Source organism: Nocardia salmonicida NBRC 13393 (assembly GCF_001613085.1).
GTDB lineage: Bacteria > Actinomycetota > Actinomycetes > Mycobacteriales > Mycobacteriaceae > Nocardia > Nocardia salmonicida.
This window is the reverse complement of the sequence record NZ_BDBR01000005.1, coordinates 212009-230704: the sequence shown is the minus strand read 5'-3', so window position 1 is coordinate 230704 and position 18696 is coordinate 212009. Positions and strand designations below refer to the sequence as shown.

Genomic DNA, 18696 nt, shown 5'->3' with positions numbered 1-18696 from the left:
GCGGAAAGTCCCCCACACCGATTCCGGTGCGGGGGACTTTCGCGTTCCAGGACCTGCTCAGATGCGGTGGTCGATGCTGGTGATGCGGTGACGACCGGGCGCTACCTCGGTGGTGCGCATGACCTGGTTGATCTTTTCGGTGGTGGCGTCGCCCGGCCATTTCTGGTGGATGGTCACGTTCCAGAGGGTGGGGTCGGCGGCGTCGGCTTTGGTGATGTGCACGCAGTACTTCACATCGAGGGGCAGCGAGCCGATGCCCTCGGCCAAAGCCGACGCGTTGCCCACATGGGCGTTGTCGGTGACGAAGGAACGGGCCTTCGCAGCGTCGCGGTCGACGTAGTAGCTGTATTCGAAGCCGAGGATGGCGCCCTCGGGGCTGGCGGTGTCGCCGCGTTCGGCGCTGATGGTGATCGAGGGGGTGCGGAAGGATTCGCAGCCCGACAGGGCGTGTGCGGGAAGCGGGGGCACCACGGTGGACGTCGTTGCCCGCGTGCCGGAGACAGCGGCCTGTGCCGTGGTGGTCGGTTTGTCGGCGGGGCCGAGGAAGATGGTGGCGGCCAAGCCGAGAAGCACGACGAATACCACTGCCCCGATGATGCCTTTGATCGCGGCCGCGGCCTTCACCTTGCCACCGCTTTCGTCGTAGCGTTCGTCGTCGAAGTTCCTGCGGGGGCGCCGGGCGATCTGGCCGCCGCCGCCGAAGTCCTTGAGGCGCGGCAATACCGGTATCTCGACATGGTCGCCGCTCTGTTCGGTCGCGGTGGCGGTGGCCCAGTCGTTCCAGTCGACATCGTCACCGCGCTGCGGCTGGACCGGCACGTCGGCGTCGTTCCAGTCGTTCCAGTCGCCGGTGAACCCGTCGTCGTCATCGGGATTTCGGTACACTGGTTCGACGGGCGCGGGCTGGAACGGGCCGTCGTCGAACGGTTCCGGGTCGGGCGGCGGCCAGGTCTCGGGGTTCGTGCCGATCGTCTGCGGCTCGGCCTCGCGCCGTCGCCTGCGCCGCCGTTTACCCTGCGGGCGACGGCGGCCGGGCGACGTGGCGTCCGGCGACGCGAAGTAGGCACCGAACGGATTGTCCATGCGGTCGTCCTACGCCGGCGCCGGGACGACTCCCGGTTGCCCGTGTTTAGGCGCGGCGGAGGGTTTCTCGGTCTCCTGATCCTGCGCAGGACGAGCACCGGGCGGCACCACTCCGCCTTGCATCGGCTGCTGCGCGGGCGCGGGCGTACTCGGAGCCTGTTGGGGCTGTTCGGCTTTCGGTGTCTGACTCTGGAACGGAGCGGCTGGCGCTGGTGCTTCCGGCTTCGCCGAAGCGCCCCTGTCGTTGTTCGCGCCGCCACCGCCGCTGTTGGCGCCGCCGCCGGTGCTGGTGCCGCCACCCAATCCGCCGAACAGGGTGCTCGTGCCGGTCCCGCCGCCATTGGTCGACGGTGCGGTGGGCGTGGTGCCCGCGGGCGTGGTGGATGTGGCGCCCTCGGTGCCGGCGGCATTCGCGGCGAGAGTGTCGATTCCGGTCGTCGCCAGCTCGGAACCCTTGTCGAGTCCGTGCATCGCGACTTCGGCGATCTTGTCGATCAGATGCGTACCGAACGTGACACCGGCATCGATCGCCGCCGTTCCCAAGGAGACCCCGCCGTCGATCAAGGCCTCCTGCAACGCGATCTGCGCCGCTGTCGCCGGATCGATGTTGTCTTTCTCGTTATCCCACGACGAGTTGTCATCCCAGGACGACGTATCGGACCCACCGGTGCCGAGTACGTAGACGCCGGGCGACACCTCTGTCGCGCCGACGGGAACGGTCACCCCGTTGGTCCCGCCGAGATCGCTGGTGAGCCCCTTGGTGTCTCGGGTGTACTGATCCATCTCGGTGCTGGCATTACCCACCACCCCGACCGCTTCGGAGATGGCCTCTTCGGCGAGTTCGACGATGGCGTCGAGGTTGTTGCCGTTCACCGCGGGCGCGGCCTTCTTCGCCTTGGCCCGGAAGTCGGCGATGATCGCGTCGACCTTCGCGGCCGCCGTCGACTGCGTCGAATGGGCCTGCCCGAGCAGGGAACTCAATCGGGTCCCACGATCGGCCGCGGCCGAGACCTCGGTCGCGGTCTGCCGCAGCGCGGGTGTGGCGGGAGCGGCGGTCTCGGTCGACTCGAGGGCGTACAGCCCCAGCCGATGCGGGTCCTCGGTAGCTGTCGTCGCGGCGGAGGCCGACGTCAGCGCGGCGACCACCGAGGCATCGGGATCGGGGGAAGTATTACTGCCCAACGATCTACGCAACTCGAGCAACGGCACTTCGAGCAGTGCGATCACCGGCGCGATCTTCGCCTCGGCCTCGGCGGGGGTGATCGTGCTCAACGTGGTTTCGGTGGCCAGCGACTTGGTACGCATCACGCCACCTCGCTCTCGACCGCGCGCAGATCGCCCGCCAGCCCGGTGTCGATCCCGGTCACGCTGTCGCCGAAGCGATTCAGAATGCCCTGATAGGCGGTGACCAGGTTGCCCGCGGTACTCAGCGTCGAAGCGTGTTCGCCCGCTGCCTGTGTCCAGGCGGCGGCGAATTCACGCCCGAGCACGCCGAGCCCGGACAGATCGACCCCGGCCGCGGTCGTCGTATCATCGGCCGCTGTGCCAAGAAGTTCGGAAACCCGAGCTGCCGCACGCTGATAAGCGTCGAGCGCTGACGGGTCGAAAGACATTTCTGCCACGATGTCTGCCCCTTCACGATCGCGGATCCCGGCACGGCCGGTGCTCAAAAGCGTAACCACCGAGCGCCGTTTGCGGGAGGGTCCCGTCCAGATGGACGGATCGATCTCGAGACTACGCAGGTCAAGGACTTTCACCGTGCAGCCGGTGTGGTGCTGGTGTGACTGACGGGTCGGTGATCGAACATGACCGGCGAGTAGGGTCGGCAACGACATGGATGGGTATCGACTGTTCGCCCTGTTCGGGTTCGCTCTGCTCGATGCGCTCGACGTGCTGCTGGTGGCGATCACCACGGCCGTGGTCGCCGACGCCAGGCTGACCCGGCGTTCGCCGATGACGGGGGTGCTCAGTTTCCTCGGCGGCGTCTTCGCGGTCTCGGTGGCCTTCGGCGTGTGCACCGTGCTCGGCATCGACTTCCTGGTTCGGCTGTTCGACTTCGAGCTGACCCCCGCCCTGCGCTACTGGGGTGAGTTGGTGATCGGCCTGGTGCTGATCGTGGTCGCCGCGCTTCCGGTCGACACCACCACGTCCACCGGCGGCCGCTGGATCGAGCCGGTGCGCAGATATCCGTGGCTGCTCGGGGTGATCGGGTTCACGCTGGGTCTGGCGAAGGTGCCCACCTCGGTGCCCTATCTCGCGGCCCTCGCGGTGCTGTCCGCGCAGCGCCCGCTGCCGGTGGCGTGGCCGGTGATCGTCGCGGCCTACTGCGCGGTCGCCCTGGTCCTGCCACTGGTCGTGCTGGCTCTGGCCATGCGGCGAACGCCGCGCGCACGGCGGGTCTACCGCCTGCTCGTGCGGGGCATCACCCGTTTCGGGCCGCCGGCCATCAGGGTGCTTTTCGTCGTGTTCGGCGTCGGACTGATCATCGACGCACTGGTCCACGCGGGCCGACTGTGGTGAGCGCCCGCACGGCCACTCAGGAAAGCGTCAGGACCATCGAGTACCGTCATAACGAATCGATGACATGCCCCGTGCCCGCATCCTGGGCCGCGGGGCTATCCAGGTGAGCAGGGAGGGCGACCCTTGAGGGTTACCGTTGTTGTGCCGACCTACAACGAGCGGGAAAATCTGCCGGTGGCGGTGGAGCGGCTGACGGCTCTGCCGGTGTCCGATCTGCACGTGCTGGTGGTCGACGATAATTCACCCGACGGCACGGGTGACGTCGCCGACAAACTGGCGGCCGAGCTGCCGAATGTGGTGAGCGTGCTGCATCGCACCGAGAAGGACGGCCTCGGCCGCGCCTACATCGCGGGCATCACCGCGGCGCTCGACGAGGGTGCCGATGTGGTGATCCAGATGGACGCCGATCTGTCGCATCCCGCCGAGGTGATCCCGTCGATGCTCGAGAAGCTGAGCTCCGACGATGTCGGCGTAGCGCTGGGGTCGCGCTACGTGCCGGGTGGTTCGACCGCCGCGGAGTGGAAGTGGTACCGCAAGGCCCTGTCGGCCTGGGCGAACTTCTACGTGAACCTGATTCTGCGCCTCGGCGTGAAGGACGCGACCGCCGGTTTCAAGGCCTGGAAGGCCGACACCCTGCGCGCGATCGACGTGGCTTCGATCCGCAGCAACGGCTACTCGTTCCAGGTCGAGATGAACTACCGCGCGATCAAGAAGGGCTACACGATCGCCGAGGTGCCGATCCGCTTCGAGGAGCGCACCGTCGGTGCGTCGAAGATGAGCCTGAAGGTGCAGCTCGAGTCGGCGCTCATGCCGTGGAAGCTGCTGTTCGGCCGCTCGGTCTAGAACTCGATACGCGAAAGGCCCCGCCGATGGTTTCGGCGGGGCCTTCGCTGTTGTTCGGGTCACTTCGCAGTGATGCCGCGACGCACGCCTTCCAGGGCGATCACCATGACCGGCACCAGCACCACGTGCATCACCGACAGGGCGATGGTGGAGGCGGTGTCGAAGTCGGCGGCCACGGTCAGTCCGATGGTCGCGATCGACAGCGCCGACCCGACCACGGCGGCCGTCCGCAGCACCCCGGTCCACAGGTAGGACACCAGCACGGCGACGGTCAGGCCGATCAGGACCGGTACGGCCGACATCAAGATCACCCCGCCGGGCGCGGCATCGGTGACCTTGCCGTCGGCGATCGTGGTGAACGACCCGCCCGCGGCGGCGCCGATGGCCCAGACGATCAGATTCAGCACCACGGCGACGGCAGCGGCGCCCAGCACGGCGACGGGCCGGTTCAGCGCGGGGACGGTGTAGGTGGTGGGGGCGGTGACGGTGCTCATGATGTTCTCCCTCATTCGGTGGTGAGACAAGCATTAAACCTGAACCATTGTTTATGTCAAGCCATTCGGTCGAATGGGATTGCGCCGCATCGTCGAGACCCTGGTCACAGGCCCTGAGCCCGGTACCTACGACAGAAGGTCGTAGCATGGCGGCGTGGGCTCTCCGACGGATCACACCGCGCGCTTACGCGGCGCGGCAGTGGGTTCCGCGTCCGGCGCCGTCGCGATTCTGGCGCACGGACTCGGTGGTGCTACCGCCGTTCCCGGCGGATCCGCTCTCGCGCTGTTGTTCGCCGCGTGCGCCCTGATCGGTGTCGTCGTCACCGCGCTGCCGCGAGGAAACAGCGCGATGTCGACCATGGTGGTACTGGCTGTCGGCCAGTGCGTCGGGCACACCGCGCTGTCGTTGGGACATTTCCAGCACCACACCATTTCAGGCGCGATGGTGCTCGCTCACCTGGTGGCGATCCCCGTCGGCGCCCTCGCGATCCGCGCCGCCGAGGTCGGTGTGCGCCGGGCGATCACCAGCGTGCGGCAGCTGGTCCTCGTGCTGGCCGGGGTCACGTGCCCGCCCGACCGCCCGGTCCGGCTACCCGTCGCCGACGAGCGTGCGGTGCTACGGCAGCTCCTCCTACGACCGGACATCGGGCTGCGTGGTCCGCCCTGGGCGGGCGCGACCGAATCCAACCCCGTTCCGGCTTAGGACAACGCCGACGAATTCCGCCGTCCCGGTGAATGATTCGCCGTGCGGACAGGCCGGTCCGGGGCACACCTCACCCCGATGATCGGAGTTCTCCCATGTCCGTCTTTCCGCATGTCCACCTGCGTGCCCGCCGTGTCGGCGCTACCGCCGCCTGTGCCGTTCTCGCCGTGTTCGCCACCGCCTGCTCGGATTCCGAGCCTGCCCCGCCCTCGTCCGTGGCGATGGCGGACCGGATCACCATGAGCGACCAGTGGATCAAGGCCGCCGAGTCCGGAATGTCGGCCGCCTTCGGCACCCTGCGCAATGCCGGTGATGCCCCGATGACACTGGTAGCCGCCACCAGCCCGGCCTCGGAGCGGGTCGAGATCCACGAGGTGGTGCCCGACAGCACCGGCGCGAAGACCATGCGCCCGAAAGCCGGTGGCATCACCGTCCCGGCGCACGGCGAGGTGACGTTGAAGCCGGGCGCCGAGCACCTGATGTTCATGGACCTGAAGCAGCCGCTGCGGACCGGCTCAGAAACCTCGCTCACGCTGACCTTCGCCGACGGCTCTAGCACCGTCGTCACCGCACAGGTGCGTGATTTCGCCGGCGGCAAGGAGAACTACACGCCGGGCACCGACAACCCGATGCACGGTGGCTGATTCGCGGCCCGGACTCTCGCGCCGACGGTTGCTCGGCGGGGGAGCCGCGGTGGCGGGCGCGGCTGGAATCGCCTGGGGTACGGCCGAGCTGGTGCGCCCGGAGGCCGTTCGGGACGAGGCGCTCGACATCGTCGCGTTCTACGGCGCTCATCAGGCGGGCGTGGAGACGATGCCACCCGGTCACGTGGCCTTCGCGGGCTTCGACCTGGCGCCCGGCGTCGGTCGCGAGGACGTGATCGGGCTGCTCCGTATCTGGACCGACGACGCGGCGCGCCTGACCATGGGCATGCCCGCGCTCGCCGACACCGAACCGGAGCTGGCCGCCAGACCGGCCCGTCTCACGATCACCGTCGGCTTCGGACCCGACCTGTTCACCGTCGCGGGGGTCACCGAGCGGAGACCGGAGTGGCTGCGCCAGCTCCCGTCGTTTCCCATCGACCGTCTCGACCCCGCCTACACCGGCGCCGACCTGGTCCTCCAGGTCTGCGCCGAGGAGGCGACGACGGTCGCGCACGCGGTGCGGGTGCTGTCCAAGCACGTGAAATCGCTGGTGACGGTGCGGTGGGTGCAGCGCGGATTCCGGGACGCGCCGAACGGCCAGACGATGCGCAACCTCATGGGGCAGGTCGACGGCACCGTCAACATCGCTCCGCGCACGGTCGACTTCGACCGACTGGTCTGGGACGACGGCGCGTCGACGCCGTGGCTGGCCGGCGGCACCTCCCTGGTGCTGCGCCGGATCGCCATGGACCTCGACACCTGGGACGAACTCGACGCCGACGGTCGTGAACTGACCGTCGGCCGCCGGGTCGCCAACGGTGCGCCGCTGACCGGTATCGCCGAACACGACGAGCCCGATCTCGCCGCGGTGGACCGCCACGGCATCCCGGTCATTCCGCCGTCGTCGCATGTGGCGCGGGCCAGACACACCCACGACGGTGAACGGTTCCTGCGCCGCGGGTTCAACTACGACGAGAACCCGGCGCCGGGGCAGGTGTCGAACTCGGGCCTGCTGTTCGTGGCCTATCAGCGCGATGTCGACCGTCAGTTCCTGCCGGTGCAGGCGCGGCTGGCGGAATTCGACGCGCTGAACGAATGGACCACGCCCATCGGGTCGGCCGTGTTCGTGATCCCGCCAGGTGTCCCCGGACCGGGGCACTATCTCGGGCAGCAGCTGTTCGAGAGCTGAGCCTGCGGCCGGGCGCACCTCGCGCCCGGCCGGTTCAGGCTCGTGGCCAGTCCAGCAGCGTGTTCTCGAACAGCTGCCGGACGCCTTCCACCTCGGCGTCCATGTCGGCGGGGTCCCAGCCGGAGACATCGATCGGCGCCAGCACCGCCACATCGACGATGCCGGCGCGGGCGATAGGCGAATCCCGCCAGGCGATTTCGCCCGCGTTGCGGACCACCACCGGGATCACCGGCACGCCCGCCTGGATGGCGATATGGAACGCGCCCTTCTTGAAGGGCCCGACGCCCGGAGTGAACGAGCGAGTTCCCTCGGGCGCGACGGCGATGGAGAGTCCGTCTCGCAAGGTCGAAACCACCGGGGCGAGTGATGCTTTCGCGCGCTCGGTGTCGGTTCGGTCGATGAAGGTGACGCCGACGAACCGCATCAGCGGACCGAACAGCGGATGATTGCGCAGCTCCTTCTTGCCGATGCCGGTGACCGCGCCGTCGAGGACCTTCGGGACGATGATCACGTCGAACTGGCTCTGGTGGTTGAAAAGGAATACCGCGGGGCGCGGCGCGCGGGCGTTCTCGGCTCCGACCACGCGCAGTTGGACGTCGATGGCGCGCAGGGTCGCCGTGGTGGCGTCGTGCATGAGTGCGTCGGCCATCGTCTGCCGCTTGCCGGTGTAGGACTTGCGAAGGACGCCGACCAGCGCGCCGCCGATGAGTCCAGCGAATCCGACGATGGTGCGTAGGTAGTCGAGGGGGCGCGGGGCTCGACGCAGGCGGAAGGTCAGGGTGGGCCAGCCGTTGTCAGCGGCGATCGCGGCGAGGGCCGGGTCGGGGTCGATCACGGTCGGTCGCTGGGCGAGTTCCAGCAGTGGCAGGTCGGTCACGCTGTCGGCGTAGGCGTAGCCGATCTCAAGATCCGGCGCGAATTGGGTTACTGCCGTGGACTTTCCGGTACGCCACAGCGGCGCGCCCGCCGGTCGGCCGGTCAGTACGCCGTCCTCGACGGCGAGTTCGGTGCACAGCACGTTGTCGATGCCGAGCCGCTCGGCGACGGGACGCACCTGGAATCGCGTGAGCTCGCTGACCAATATCACTGTGTGACCGGCCAATTGGTGGGCGCGCACGAGGTGCCACGCCTCGGGGAACAGCCGCCCGTAGATCTCCTTGCTGAAAGCCTTGCGGCCGAGCTGGTCCAGCTCGGTCTCCGACGCGCCCGCCCATGTCCGTTCGACGGCTTGCAGGAATCGTCCGTAGTCACCGTCGTCGCCGCCGCGCTGGATACCGCCGAGCAGGGTGGCCAGGCGATCCTCACCGCGCCGGAACACCTTGCCCGCCAGTCCACGTCGCGGCAGACCGTCGACAACGGTGCCGCCGAAATCGAACACCGCGGCGATCCGCGAACCTTGCGGACCCGAACGGATCGCGGCCACGGCGTCGGCGAGTGTGCTCATCAGTTCGTGTTCCTGTTCGACGGATCGAGCGAGGCCGCCCGCGCGATCCGGTCACCCAGATCGCGCAGCTGATCGGCGAATTCCTGGCGCTTCTCGATCAATTCGGCTTCGGCGCCCTCGGCCGCGGGTGCGATGAGGCCGTGGTTGTCGGCCAGTTTCCAGGCGCTGGTGAACAGTTCCGACGATACCGATTCCGGGCTGTGCAACCGCTGCTGCAACAGCATCTGCTTGCCCACCGCCACGCACTCGTCGATGAATTCCTTGCGATCGATCGTCGCGTCGGCGGGTCGGGCCACCAGTCGCTCGGCGACAACCAACTGTGCGTCGAAGAACGAACGCAGCACCCGATGGGCCATCACGAACCCGGATTCGGTGACAGCGCCGAGGAATTGGCGATCCAGTCGATCGTCGGGGGTGTGCTCGTCCCATTCGGGCACGATGATGCGCACCTCCTCGATGATCTGGTCGGCGAACTCCTTCCGCTCCGGGAAGAAGAATTCGAACTTGAGCAGATCGCGCAGCGCGAACGCCGCTTTCCACGCCGCCCGCAGCGGGTCGTCATCCGGCTGCTCCACCGCGGTGAGGGCGGCGAGTTCGAGGATGGCGCGGTTGACGAACCAGTGCACCGCGCTGTTGCGGTAGAACGCCGCCTCGAGGTGCGCGCCGGGTTCGATCGCGTACACCGGTTCCAGCCCGCCGCGATACACGGTGACCACGCCCGCCAGTGCGAGCTGTTCGAGCACCACCCGCAGGCCCTGTTCGTCGCGCAGCGTGGTGAGTTCGCCGCTGGGCAGTTTGCGGCCGACGATATAGCCGAGCACCGGGTCGAGCACCGTACGCACCTGGCCGAGCGTGAGCGCTCGTTCGTGCACGCCGAGCAGGGCAAGGGTGACCAGCGCGTTGACCGTGATCGGGGTGACCTCGTTGATCCCGACCGCGACGTCGAAAGCCAAGCGCTGCACCGCTTTGTGCTCGGCGTCGGCCAGCGTCTTCTCGTCGGGAACGGTGGCCGAACCGGTCTCGGTGTCGCGCAGCGGGATGGTCACCGGCCGCTGATCGAGTGGATCGCCGTGCACCCCCAGTCGCTCGCGGGCCGAAATGGCTTCGCCGAAGCGCACATACACGCGTCCGGCCGAATGCTGCTGACTGCGCACATATCTGGCCAGCCAGCCGATTCCCTCGGCCTTCTTCTTGCCGCCCGCCTGTTCGATGGCGATCGCGCCGAGCTCGTTGAGTCGCTCGTAGGTGATCGAGACCGGCACGAGCATCACATCGTCGACGCGACGTGAACGCACCGCGGCGGCAAGGTAATTGAGCAGGCCGTAGCGCGGTGGGCGCAGCTTGCCCGTCCTGGTGCGCCCGCCCTCGAAGTACCACTCCATATTGAAGCGCTTGGCCAGCAGGTAGGCGAAGTACTCCTCGACGACCGCCTTGTAGACCTCGTCGTCGCCGAAGCTGCGCCGGATGAACACCGTTCCGGTGCGCCGCGCGATCGGACCCATCGGCCAGAAGTTGAGGTTCGCGCCGCCGATCACGTGGTTGGGCGGAAAATCATTGCGCGCCAGCACATCGCCGAGCACGAACGCGTCGACATAGGAGCGGTGCGAGGGCAGGAAAACCAGCGGGTGCTTGCGGTTGAGCTTGCGCAAGGCGTCGAGGCCGCGCAGATCGGTGTCGACCTTCCATGTCGAGGCGTGCACCGGTCGCATCGCCTGGGTGAACAGGTCCGAGACCAGCCTGCTCTGCGCGGCGACCAGCTCGCGCAGCGCCTTCTCCGCGTTGCGGTACACCTGGTCGGGTTCGGAGCCGATCTCGTCGGCGATGTAGTCGAGCTTGCGCTGGAATTCCGGGGAGTCGAGGATCTCCTCGGCTACCAGCTGGGGCACCTTGTACCGATCGCCGATGACGGTGCGTTCGGCGCGTTCGAGCGCCACCACCGCGGCGCGCACCACCGCGCGCGCGAACGGATCGGCCGAGCCCGCGCGCAGCAGCGCCGCGGCCTCGGGGTTGTTGGTGCGCAGCGCGCTGAGCCGGGCGGGCGCGCCGACGAGCACGCGGTGGCGGTCCGGTTCGGTGCGCAGCAGCCTGCGCTGGACGAGCCGGTTGGGTTTGCGCGGGTTGGTGAGCATCACCAGGTCGGCGAAGGTCACCCGGCGCACACCGTCGCGTTCGGGCGGCAGCCACAGCACCCGGACCGGCACGACCAGCGGGTCGTCCTGCCTGCCGACGAGGCGTTTGGTGATGGCCTTCGCGTCGAGGTCGAGCTGGGTCACCGGGGCTGTGGAGTCGATCTCCCTGTCGAGACCACCCTGGGCTATCCAGTCGCCGATCACTTCGCGTTCGACGGCGGAGGCCGCGTCGACCAGGGCGACCACCGAGTCTGCCTGCGGGCCGCGCCGCCCACCTTTGTCGATCATTACTCCATTCAAGCCGCAGATCTGGTTCGGCGCATCGAACTTGGGCTACAGCGCGTTGCGCGGCGTGTGCGGAGCGGCCGATGTCGGGCGCGGGCTACAGTGCTGGAGGTTTGCTCGGCGTGGAGCGGCAGTGGCGAACAATACCCAGTATGGGTCTGGCTAAATGGCGAGGTAATGCTAACCTAACCAAGAAAAGTTAGGTCAGCTTTACCTTGGAGGATCGTTGTCGTCGACGGAACAGCCCGTACGGGTGGAGTATGTGACCGACCCGGCGGCAGCGATGTCACGTCTGGCCGTCTCTGATCGGTTCGGTGAGTACGTGATGTACGAGCAGCCCGATGTGTGGGTGTTCGCCGCCGATCCGCTCGGTAGCGTGGAACTCGACGCCGGTGAGCTGCGCACTACCTGGGGTGGTGAGACCACCGCTCGCGCGTGGTCCGGCAGCCCCGCCACCGCCATCGACACCGCACTGGCGACCCTGCCGATCGACGGCCGCAACGCCTATGGCTGGATCGGCTTCGAATTCTGCGCCTACTCGCTCGCGGCGACCCACCATCTCAATCCGCTGACCTCGTTGGCGCACCTGATGATTCCGCGGATCGAGGTGCGCATCGATGCCACCGGCGTGCGGATCAGCGGCGCCACCCCGAACGAGGCGTGCGATATCCACGATCTGATCTCCGGCTCGCAGGGTGTCGACCTGCCTGCCCCGACGCCGGTCGATGTGCGGGTCGACCCGACGAACTACGAGGAACGGGTCGCCACGGCGGTCGCCGAAATCCGCTCCGGCAGCTATCAGAAGGTGATTCTGTCGCGCAAGGTCGAGCTGCCGTTCGCCGTGGACGTGCCCGCGACCTATCGCCTCGGCCGGGCCAACAACACCCCCGCCCGCTCGTTCCTGCTGCGGCTGGGCGGGCTCGAAGCGGCCGGGTTCAGTCCCGAGTTGGTGGCGTCGGTCGACGACGATCGCGTCGTCACCACCGAACCGCTGGCCGGTACGCGCGCGTTCGGACTCGGTGTCGAGGCCGACGGCGCCGCCCGCGCCGAACTGCTGGCCGACCCGAAGGAGATCGTCGAGCACGCGATTTCGGTGCAGACCTCCTTTGCCGAGATCGCGGAGGTGGCCGTACCCGGCACGCCCGCGGTCTCCGATTTCATGGCGGTGCGCGAGCGCGGCAGCGTGCAGCACCTGGCATCCACCGTGCGCGGCACCCTCGCCGCCGACCGCACCGCGTGGGACGCGCTCGAGGTGCTGTTCCCGTCGGTGACCGCGTCCGGCATCCCCAAGCGGGCAGGCGTCGACTCGGTATTCCGCAACGATCACGATCCGCGCGGGCTGTATTCCGGTGCGGTGGTCTGTGTTTCGCCGACCGGCGCGCTCGAGGCGACGTTGGTGCTGCGCGCGATCTACCAGACCGGCGAAGGCGCGTGGTTGCGCGCCGGTGCGGGAATCGTGGGACAGTCGCGCCCCGAGCGCGAGTTCGAGGAGACCTGCGAAAAGCTGGGCAGCGTCGCGCCTTACGTGGTCAAGGCTATTACCGCCTCTCCGTGACTTCTGCCGGCCGTGGGGTGCGCAGGGCTTGCGCACCGGGCCGACGGTATGGGCCGTGGCCAGGGCCGGGCGTTCCCGGTGAGTTACCCATGTTCACGCGAAATCAGTTGTCCCGGAAGACGCTGTCGGCAAGAGGTTTCGGACCGTCAACCGTGCAGGGCACGCAAGGCCTTTTTGTCGATCTTGCCGACCGCGGTGATGGGCAGTGAATCCGCCTGGCGGACGAGGTCGGGGAGCTTGTAGGTGGCCAGGCCGCGTTCGGTGAGGAAGGTCTTGATCTCGCCGAGGGTGGGCAGTTCGCCGGTGACAACCAGGACGACACAGGCCTTTTCGCCGAGTGAAGCATCGGGCAGGCCGACCGCGGCGGCGTGGCGGACCGCGGGGTGGGCGAGCAGGTGCTCCTCGAGTTCATCGCAGGAGATGTTCTCGCCACCGCGGTTGATCACATCCTTGATCCGGCCGCTCACGACCAGGTGGCCGCTGGGTAGTTGCCGGACGAGATCGCCGCTGCGGTAGAAGCCGTCGGCGGTGAAGGCGCGCGAATTGTGCTCGGGCGCACGGTAATACCCGCGCAGGGTGTAGGGGCCGCGGGTGAGTAGTTCCCCTTCTTCGCCCGGGGCGACGTCGTTGCCGTCGGCGTCGACGACGCGCAGTTCGTCGGCGGGGGAGAGCGGTCGGCCCTGGGTGGTGCACACCAGTTCTTTGTCGTCGTCGAGACGGGTGTAGTTGAGCAGCCCCTCGGCCATCCCGAACACCTGCTGCAAGGTGCACTGCAACGCGGGCTCGACATCGCGGGCGTTCACCTCGGCCAGCCGCGCCCCGCCCACCTGCAACAGGCGCAGCGAACTCAGGTCGGCCTCTTCCCAATCCACTGCCGCGCTCCACAGCTGGGCCAGCGGCGGGACGACGCCGGTGACGCTCACCCCGTGCTTCTCGATCGCGGCGAAGGCGGCCTCGGGGCTCGGGTCGAGGGTGAAGGCGATGGCGCCGCCGGTCGCGACGGTGCCGAGGATGCCGGGACAGGCCAGCGGGAAGTTGTGGGCCGCGGGCAGGGTGGCGAGGTAGACGTCCTCGGGGCCGAGCTCGCAGACCCGCGCGCTGGCGGTCGCGTTGTAGACGTAGTCGTCGTGGGTGCGGGCGATCAGCTTCGGCAGGCCGGTGGTGCCGCCGGAGACCAGCATCACCGCGATATCGGACGGGTCGACCGTAGGCAGCGAATCACCTTCGCGAGCAACCGAATCGAGGTCGACGAATCCGGCAGTACTGTCGTCGGCGTCCGGCCACCCGGTTCCTGGATCACCGGCGACAAGCACGTGGCGCAGACTCGGCACCGCTTGGCGCACCGTCGCGGCCAGCTCGCGGTAGTCGAAGTCGCCGAGCTGGTCGGGGATGAGATAGGCAACTGCTTCGGACAGCGCGGCCAGGTGCTCGATCTCGACGCGGCGGTGTGCGGGCAGGGTGAGAACGGGGATGATCCCGGCGCGCAGCACACCGAACAGGGCCGTCGCGAATTCGGGAATGTTCGGCAGCTGCACGATCACGCGGTCACCGGGATTGATCCCGAGGGCGAGCAACCCGTGCGCAATCCGATCGGCGGCGGCGTCGAGTTCGGCGTAGGTCTGCGCACCGGCGTCGCTGAGCACGGCGGGCCGCTGCGGCTGGATGCGCGCGGTGTCGCGCAGGAGATCACCGAGTGTGCGCCCGGCCCAATAGCCCGCGGCCCGGTACTCCTCGGCGGCGGGTTCGGGAAATGGGACGTAGCCCTCGCGGTGGCCGGTTGTCGATGTCGACTTCACGTACTGCCTCACTCGAGTCTCGCTACACTTGCAAAGGTTAGGCAACCCTATCTCAATGGAGTAGGCTGCCGCCGGGCAGTACCGAATCCGTCCGGGACGGGCGGCGAGCAAGGAGTGATCGGCAGATGGAGAAAGCACCCGCAGGCGGCGCCGGGATCGACCGCGCCGAGATCCGCGCCGCGATCGCCCGTCACCTCGATCTCACCCCCGATGCCGTCGCCGAGGCCGACGATCTGATCCAGCTCGGCCTCGACTCCATTCGCACGATGAAGCTCGCCGGCGCCTGGCGCAAACGCGGCATCGCCGTGAACTTCGCTCTGCTGGCCGCCCACCCCACCGTCGACGCCTGGTACGCCCTCCTCAACGGCGCCGACCCCGACGACCTCGCGGCAAGCGACGGTCCGTCGATGGTGGCCGACCGAGCCGCTCCTGAACCGGGCGAGCCCGGTTCGGCCGACTCCGCCACGCCGATCGACAACCCGGCTGGATCGGGAGCATTCGACAACTTCGGTTCTGTCGCAGGCGAATCCGTGATCGTTCCCGACGACGGGACGCCTTTCGCGCTCGCGCCCATGCAGCACGCGTACTGGATCGGCCGGTCCGATGCGCAGGAGCTCGGTGGTGTGGCCGCGCACCTGTATGTCGAATTCGACGGGGCCGATGTGTATCCGGAGCGGCTCGAGCGGGCTGTCGAACAACTGCTGTCGCGCCATCCCATGCTGCGCACCCGGTTCCTGCCCGACGGCACCCAGCAGACTCTCGACCGGCCCGGCCGCGTGGTGTTCGGCGTGACCGATCTGCGCGAGGCGTCCGCCGACGAGGCCGAGCAGCGGCTCGCGGAGCTGCGCGGCGCGCGCACGCACCAGCGGATGGCGGTGGAGGACGGGCAGGTGATCGATATCGCGCTCACCCGCCTCGCCGACGGTCGCACCCGCCTGCACCTGGATGTCGACATGCTCGCCGCCGACGCGATGAGCTACCGCATCCTGATCACCGACCTCGCCCGGCTCTACCACGGCGAACCGCTGCCGCCGCAGGACTACACCTTCCGTCAGTACCTGGCCGAGCACCGGCGCGACAGCGTCGCGACCCACGCTTCGGACACTGCCGCCGCGCAGCAGCAGGACACCGCCGTCGGCCTCCCCAGCGCCCTCGCCGATGAGCGGGCCCGTGATCGTGCCTGGTGGCAGGACCGCCTGAGCGAGCTGCCGGGTGCGCCGGAACTGCCACTGGCCCAGCACATCTCGGAGCCCAACCGCACCATCCGTCTGCACCGCTGGCTCTCCCCGCAGGCCAAAGCGCAGGTCTTCGACGCGGCCCACGCCCGGGGGATCACCCCGGCGATGGCGCTGGCCTCGGTGTTCGCCGAAACCATCGGCGGCTGGTCGGCCCAGCGCCGCTTTCTGCTGAATCTGCCCCTGTTCCACCGTGAACCGGTGCACCCGCAGGTCGACGGCGTCGTCGGCGACTTCACCTCCTCGGTCCTGCTGGAAGTCGACGTCACCGAGCCGGCCACCGTCGCCGATCGTGCGCGCGCGCTCCAGCAGCGCCTCCACGAAGCGGGCGCGCACTCCGCGTACTCGGGCCTGGAAGTCCTGCGCGATCTCGGGCGTCATCGCGGCGAACCGGTGCTGGCCCCCATCGTGTACACCAGCGCCCTCAACCTCGGCGAACTCTTCCCCGACATCGTCACCGACACCTTCGGCGACCCCGTCTGGATCATCTCCCAGGGCCCGCAGGTCCTGCTCGACGCCCAGATCACCGAGGTCCGCGGGGGTCTGCTGCTGAACTGGGACATCCGCGAAACCGCCTTCCCCGCAGGCATGGTCGACGCCATGTTCGCCCGCTACATCGAAGCGATCGAACGCCTCGGCGGCCAGTCCGGCGAGCTCGACGAGGCATCGGCCGAATCCGACAGCGCGTTGCCGGTGGTGCCCGATGACGCAGCGGCAGATTCGGTCGGACGCACACGGTTCGCGGGGGGAGCGGGGTGGCAGGCCGAGGCCGGTGTGCGAATTCCGATGGAGCAGGCCGCTACTCGGGCGCGCGTGAACTCCACCGCGGGGCCGGTGAGCGGCGGGCTGCTGCACACCGGGTTCTTCGCGAACGCGGCGACGAATCCGTCGGCCCCCGCCGTGCTGTGGGAGCCGACCGGGCAGCTGACCTATGGTGAGCTGGCCGCCGACGCGCTGGCGGTGGCCGGCGCGTTGCGGGAAGCCGGTGTGACGCCCGGTGATTCGGTCGCGGTACAGCTGCCGAAGGGTCCCGACCAGATCGTCGCGGTGCTCGGTGTGCTCGCGGCGGGTGCGGTGTACGTGCCGATCGGGTTCGATCAGCCTGCCGCTCGTCGCGCCGAAATCCTCAGCACCGCAGACGCTGTCGCCGTGCTCACGGTCGGCGGTACGCAGATTCCCGACGTGCGCGCGATCGACCTCGCCGAGGCTCGCGCGCACGCGGAACCGTTTGCGCGCCCCGTCTTCGGTGATCCGGAGAACATCGCCTACGTGCTGTTCACCTCCGGCTCCACCGGCAAGCCCAAGGGCGTCGAGGTGCCGCATCGCGCCGCGATGAACACCATCGACGACCTCAACGAGCGATTCGACCTCGGCCCCGCCGACCGGGCGCTGGCCCTCTCGGCCCTCGAATTCGACCTCTCCGTCTACGACATCTTCGGCCTGCTCGCCGTCGGTGGCGCGGTGGTCACCGTCGACGACGCGCAGCGCACCGACCCTGCCGTCTGGGTCGAACTCGTTCGCCGCCAACAGATTTCGCTGCTCAACTGCGTCCCGAGCCTGCTCGACATGCTGCTCACCGCCGCGCCGGGGTCGTCGCAGCTCGCCGACCTCCGCACCGGGTCCGCTACCGCCACGCTGACCGAGCCCCTTGCCTCACTTCGCACGGTGATCCTCGGCGGCGACTGGGTTGACGTCGCCCTCCCCGCACGTCTCGCCGCGGTGGCCCCGAACAGCCGTTTCGCCGGTCTCGGCGGCGCCACCGAAACCGCGATCCACTCCACCATCTGCGAGGTCGTGGACGCCCAGGTCCCTGTCGAATGGGCTGCCGTCCCCTACGGCACCCCGTTGCGCAACGTGCAGTGCCGCGTAGTCGGCCCGGCGGGCAACGACTGCCCCGATTGGGTGAGCGGCGAACTCTGGATCGGTGGCGACGGCGTGGCCGCCGGCTACCGCAACGACCCGGAGCGCACCGCCGACCGTTTCGTCGCCCACGAGGGTCTGCGCTGGTACCGCACCGGTGACCTGGCCCGCTACCTGCCCGACGGCGGTCTGGAATTCCTCGGCCGCGCCGACCATCAGGTCAAGATCCGTGGCTACCGCGTCGAGCTCGGTGAGGTGGAGAGCGCCCTGCGCGCGGTCCCCGGTGTCCGCCACGCCGTGGCCGCGGTGGTCGGGACGGCGGCGCCGAAGCTGGTCGCCCTGGTGGTGCCGTGCCCGGGCGAAACCCTGCACGTCGAGGCGGTGCTCGCCGCGACCGCTGACCTCGTCCCGTCCTACATGGTGCCGACGCGCCTGGAACTGCTCCCCGAACTGCCCCTCACCCCGAACGCCAAGCCGGACCGCAAGGCCATCCGCGCGGTGCTCGAAAAGCACGAGGGCGCAGACGAATTCGTCGAGCCACGAACAGATCTCGAACGGGCGCTCGTCGCGGTCGTCGCGGAGGTGCTCGCCACCGAGCGCATCGGCGTCACCGACGACTTCTTCGCCCTCGGCGGCGATTCGGTGCTCGCCACCACCGCCGTGGCCCGCATCCGCGAATGGCTCGACGCTCCCGGCACCGTCGTGGCCGACCTGTTCACCGCCCGCACCATCGAGGGGCTCGCGGCGCGCATGTCGGACCAGGAAAAGGACTCCGGCGACACGGGCCGACTCGAACTGGTCGCCGCGATGTATCTCGAAGTCGCCGCGATGACCGACGAAGAGGTACTGGCCCAGTCGTGACGAGGGCAGAAGCGAACTACGCACCGGCTCTTGCCGATTCGCGCATTTCCCCTGC

General features: G+C 68.7%; 14 protein-coding genes. 7 read left to right on the top strand and 7 right to left on the bottom strand.

From position 1 onward, the window contains the following. Nucleotides 1-57 precede the first annotated feature (57 nt). From NS1_RS06665 to NS1_RS39895, 3 genes are read right to left on the bottom strand one after another with little or no spacing between them, the layout of a single operon-like run. Nucleotides 58-1083, bottom strand: a complete 1026-nt coding sequence (locus tag NS1_RS06665) for a DUF8176 domain-containing protein (protein WP_062982617.1) — start codon at nucleotides 1081-1083, stop codon at nucleotides 58-60. A gap of 9 nt (nucleotides 1084-1092) precedes the next feature. Further along, nucleotides 1093-2388 carry a hypothetical protein gene (locus NS1_RS06660; protein ID WP_062982615.1) on the bottom strand — a complete coding sequence of 432 codons (1296 nt, stop codon included), beginning with the start codon at nucleotides 2386-2388 and terminating at the stop codon, nucleotides 1093-1095. Further along, nucleotides 2388-2705 (bottom strand): hypothetical protein, encoded by a 318-nt coding sequence (locus NS1_RS39895; protein WP_131816668.1) that lies wholly within the window; start codon nucleotides 2703-2705, stop codon nucleotides 2388-2390. The genes NS1_RS06660 and NS1_RS39895 overlap by 1 nt, the downstream gene beginning before the upstream one ends. Nucleotides 2706-2916: 211 nt before the next feature. Between NS1_RS39895 and NS1_RS06650 the strand changes: the two genes are divergently transcribed. Both NS1_RS06650 and NS1_RS06645 read left to right on the top strand, forming a co-directional pair. Beyond that, the gene (locus NS1_RS06650) at nucleotides 2917-3603 is read left to right on the top strand and encodes a GAP family protein (RefSeq protein ID WP_062982611.1); all 687 of its coding nucleotides are present in this window, start codon (nucleotides 2917-2919) and stop codon (nucleotides 3601-3603) included. 123 nt (nucleotides 3604-3726) lie between these two features. Next, on the top strand, nucleotides 3727-4446 hold the full coding sequence (locus NS1_RS06645) for a polyprenol monophosphomannose synthase (protein WP_228536832.1): 720 nt from the start codon (nucleotides 3727-3729) through the stop codon (nucleotides 4444-4446). Nucleotides 4447-4505: 59 nt separating this feature from the next. Here NS1_RS06645 and NS1_RS06640 read toward each other — a convergent pair whose 3' ends face one another. After that, complete coding sequence (locus tag NS1_RS06640) at nucleotides 4506-4940, bottom strand: DUF6069 family protein (RefSeq protein ID WP_056819313.1); 435 nt, start codon at nucleotides 4938-4940, stop codon at nucleotides 4506-4508. A 154-nt stretch (nucleotides 4941-5094) separates the two neighbouring features. On the opposite strand from NS1_RS06640, the gene NS1_RS06635 reads away from it, so the two are divergent. From NS1_RS06635 to NS1_RS06625, 3 genes are all read left to right on the top strand, one after another. Continuing rightward, nucleotides 5095-5643, top strand: coding sequence for a hypothetical protein (locus tag NS1_RS06635; protein ID WP_063816086.1), 549 nt, complete (start codon nucleotides 5095-5097; stop codon nucleotides 5641-5643). Between the two features lie 95 nt (nucleotides 5644-5738). Then, nucleotides 5739-6287: a copper chaperone PCu(A)C gene (locus NS1_RS06630; RefSeq protein WP_062982608.1), complete on the top strand. Its 549-nt coding sequence runs from the start codon at nucleotides 5739-5741 to the stop codon at nucleotides 6285-6287. Beyond that, complete coding sequence (locus tag NS1_RS06625; RefSeq protein ID WP_062982606.1) at nucleotides 6280-7476, top strand: Dyp-type peroxidase; 1197 nt, start codon at nucleotides 6280-6282, stop codon at nucleotides 7474-7476. Before NS1_RS06630 ends, NS1_RS06625 begins: the two co-directional genes overlap by 8 nt. A 34-nt stretch (nucleotides 7477-7510) precedes the next feature. On the opposite strand, the gene NS1_RS06620 is transcribed toward NS1_RS06625, so the two are convergent. Both NS1_RS06620 and NS1_RS06615 read right to left on the bottom strand, forming a co-directional pair. Continuing rightward, nucleotides 7511-8920, bottom strand: a complete 1410-nt coding sequence (locus tag NS1_RS06620; protein ID WP_062982605.1) for an HAD-IB family hydrolase — start codon at nucleotides 8918-8920, stop codon at nucleotides 7511-7513. Beyond that, nucleotides 8920-11337, bottom strand: a complete 2418-nt coding sequence (locus tag NS1_RS06615; protein WP_062982604.1) for a glycerol-3-phosphate 1-O-acyltransferase — start codon at nucleotides 11335-11337, stop codon at nucleotides 8920-8922. The genes NS1_RS06620 and NS1_RS06615 overlap by 1 nt, the downstream gene beginning before the upstream one ends. A gap of 250 nt (nucleotides 11338-11587) precedes the next feature. Between NS1_RS06615 and NS1_RS06610 the strand changes: the two genes are divergently transcribed. Next, a complete protein-coding gene (locus tag NS1_RS06610) occupies nucleotides 11588-12889 on the top strand; it encodes a salicylate synthase (protein WP_373864329.1) in 1302 nt (433 codons plus the stop codon). A 146-nt stretch (nucleotides 12890-13035) separates the two neighbouring features. Here the strand turns inward: NS1_RS06610 and NS1_RS06605 are convergent, their stop codons facing one another. Continuing rightward, nucleotides 13036-14685, bottom strand: coding sequence for a (2,3-dihydroxybenzoyl)adenylate synthase (locus NS1_RS06605; protein WP_062982602.1), 1650 nt, complete (start codon nucleotides 14683-14685; stop codon nucleotides 13036-13038). 125 nt (nucleotides 14686-14810) lie between these two features. Between NS1_RS06605 and NS1_RS06600 the strand changes: the two genes are divergently transcribed. After that, nucleotides 14811-18641 (top strand): non-ribosomal peptide synthetase, encoded by a 3831-nt coding sequence (locus NS1_RS06600; RefSeq protein WP_062982600.1) that lies wholly within the window; start codon nucleotides 14811-14813, stop codon nucleotides 18639-18641. The last annotated feature ends 55 nt before the right edge of the window (nucleotides 18642-18696 follow it).

Excerpts from the sequence above, each read along its gene's own strand:
- NS1_RS06665 (WP_062982617.1), bottom strand. The coding sequence starts at position 1,083 with ATGGACAATCCGTTCGGTGCCTACTTCGCGTCGCCGGACGCCACGTCG.
- NS1_RS06660 (WP_062982615.1), bottom strand. The coding sequence starts at position 2,388 with ATGCGTACCAAGTCGCTGGCCACCGAAACCACGTTGAGCACGATCACC.
- NS1_RS06650 (WP_062982611.1), top strand. The coding sequence starts at position 2,917 with ATGGATGGGTATCGACTGTTCGCCCTGTTCGGGTTCGCTCTGCTCGAT.
- NS1_RS06640 (WP_056819313.1), bottom strand. The coding sequence starts at position 4,940 with ATGAGCACCGTCACCGCCCCCACCACCTACACCGTCCCCGCGCTGAAC.
- NS1_RS06630 (WP_062982608.1), top strand. The coding sequence starts at position 5,739 with ATGTCCGTCTTTCCGCATGTCCACCTGCGTGCCCGCCGTGTCGGCGCT.
- NS1_RS06620 (WP_062982605.1), bottom strand. The coding sequence starts at position 8,920 with ATGAGCACACTCGCCGACGCCGTGGCCGCGATCCGTTCGGGTCCGCAA.
- NS1_RS06615 (WP_062982604.1), bottom strand. The coding sequence starts at position 11,337 with ATGATCGACAAAGGTGGGCGGCGCGGCCCGCAGGCAGACTCGGTGGTC.
- NS1_RS06600 (WP_062982600.1), top strand. The coding sequence starts at position 14,811 with ATGGAGAAAGCACCCGCAGGCGGCGCCGGGATCGACCGCGCCGAGATC.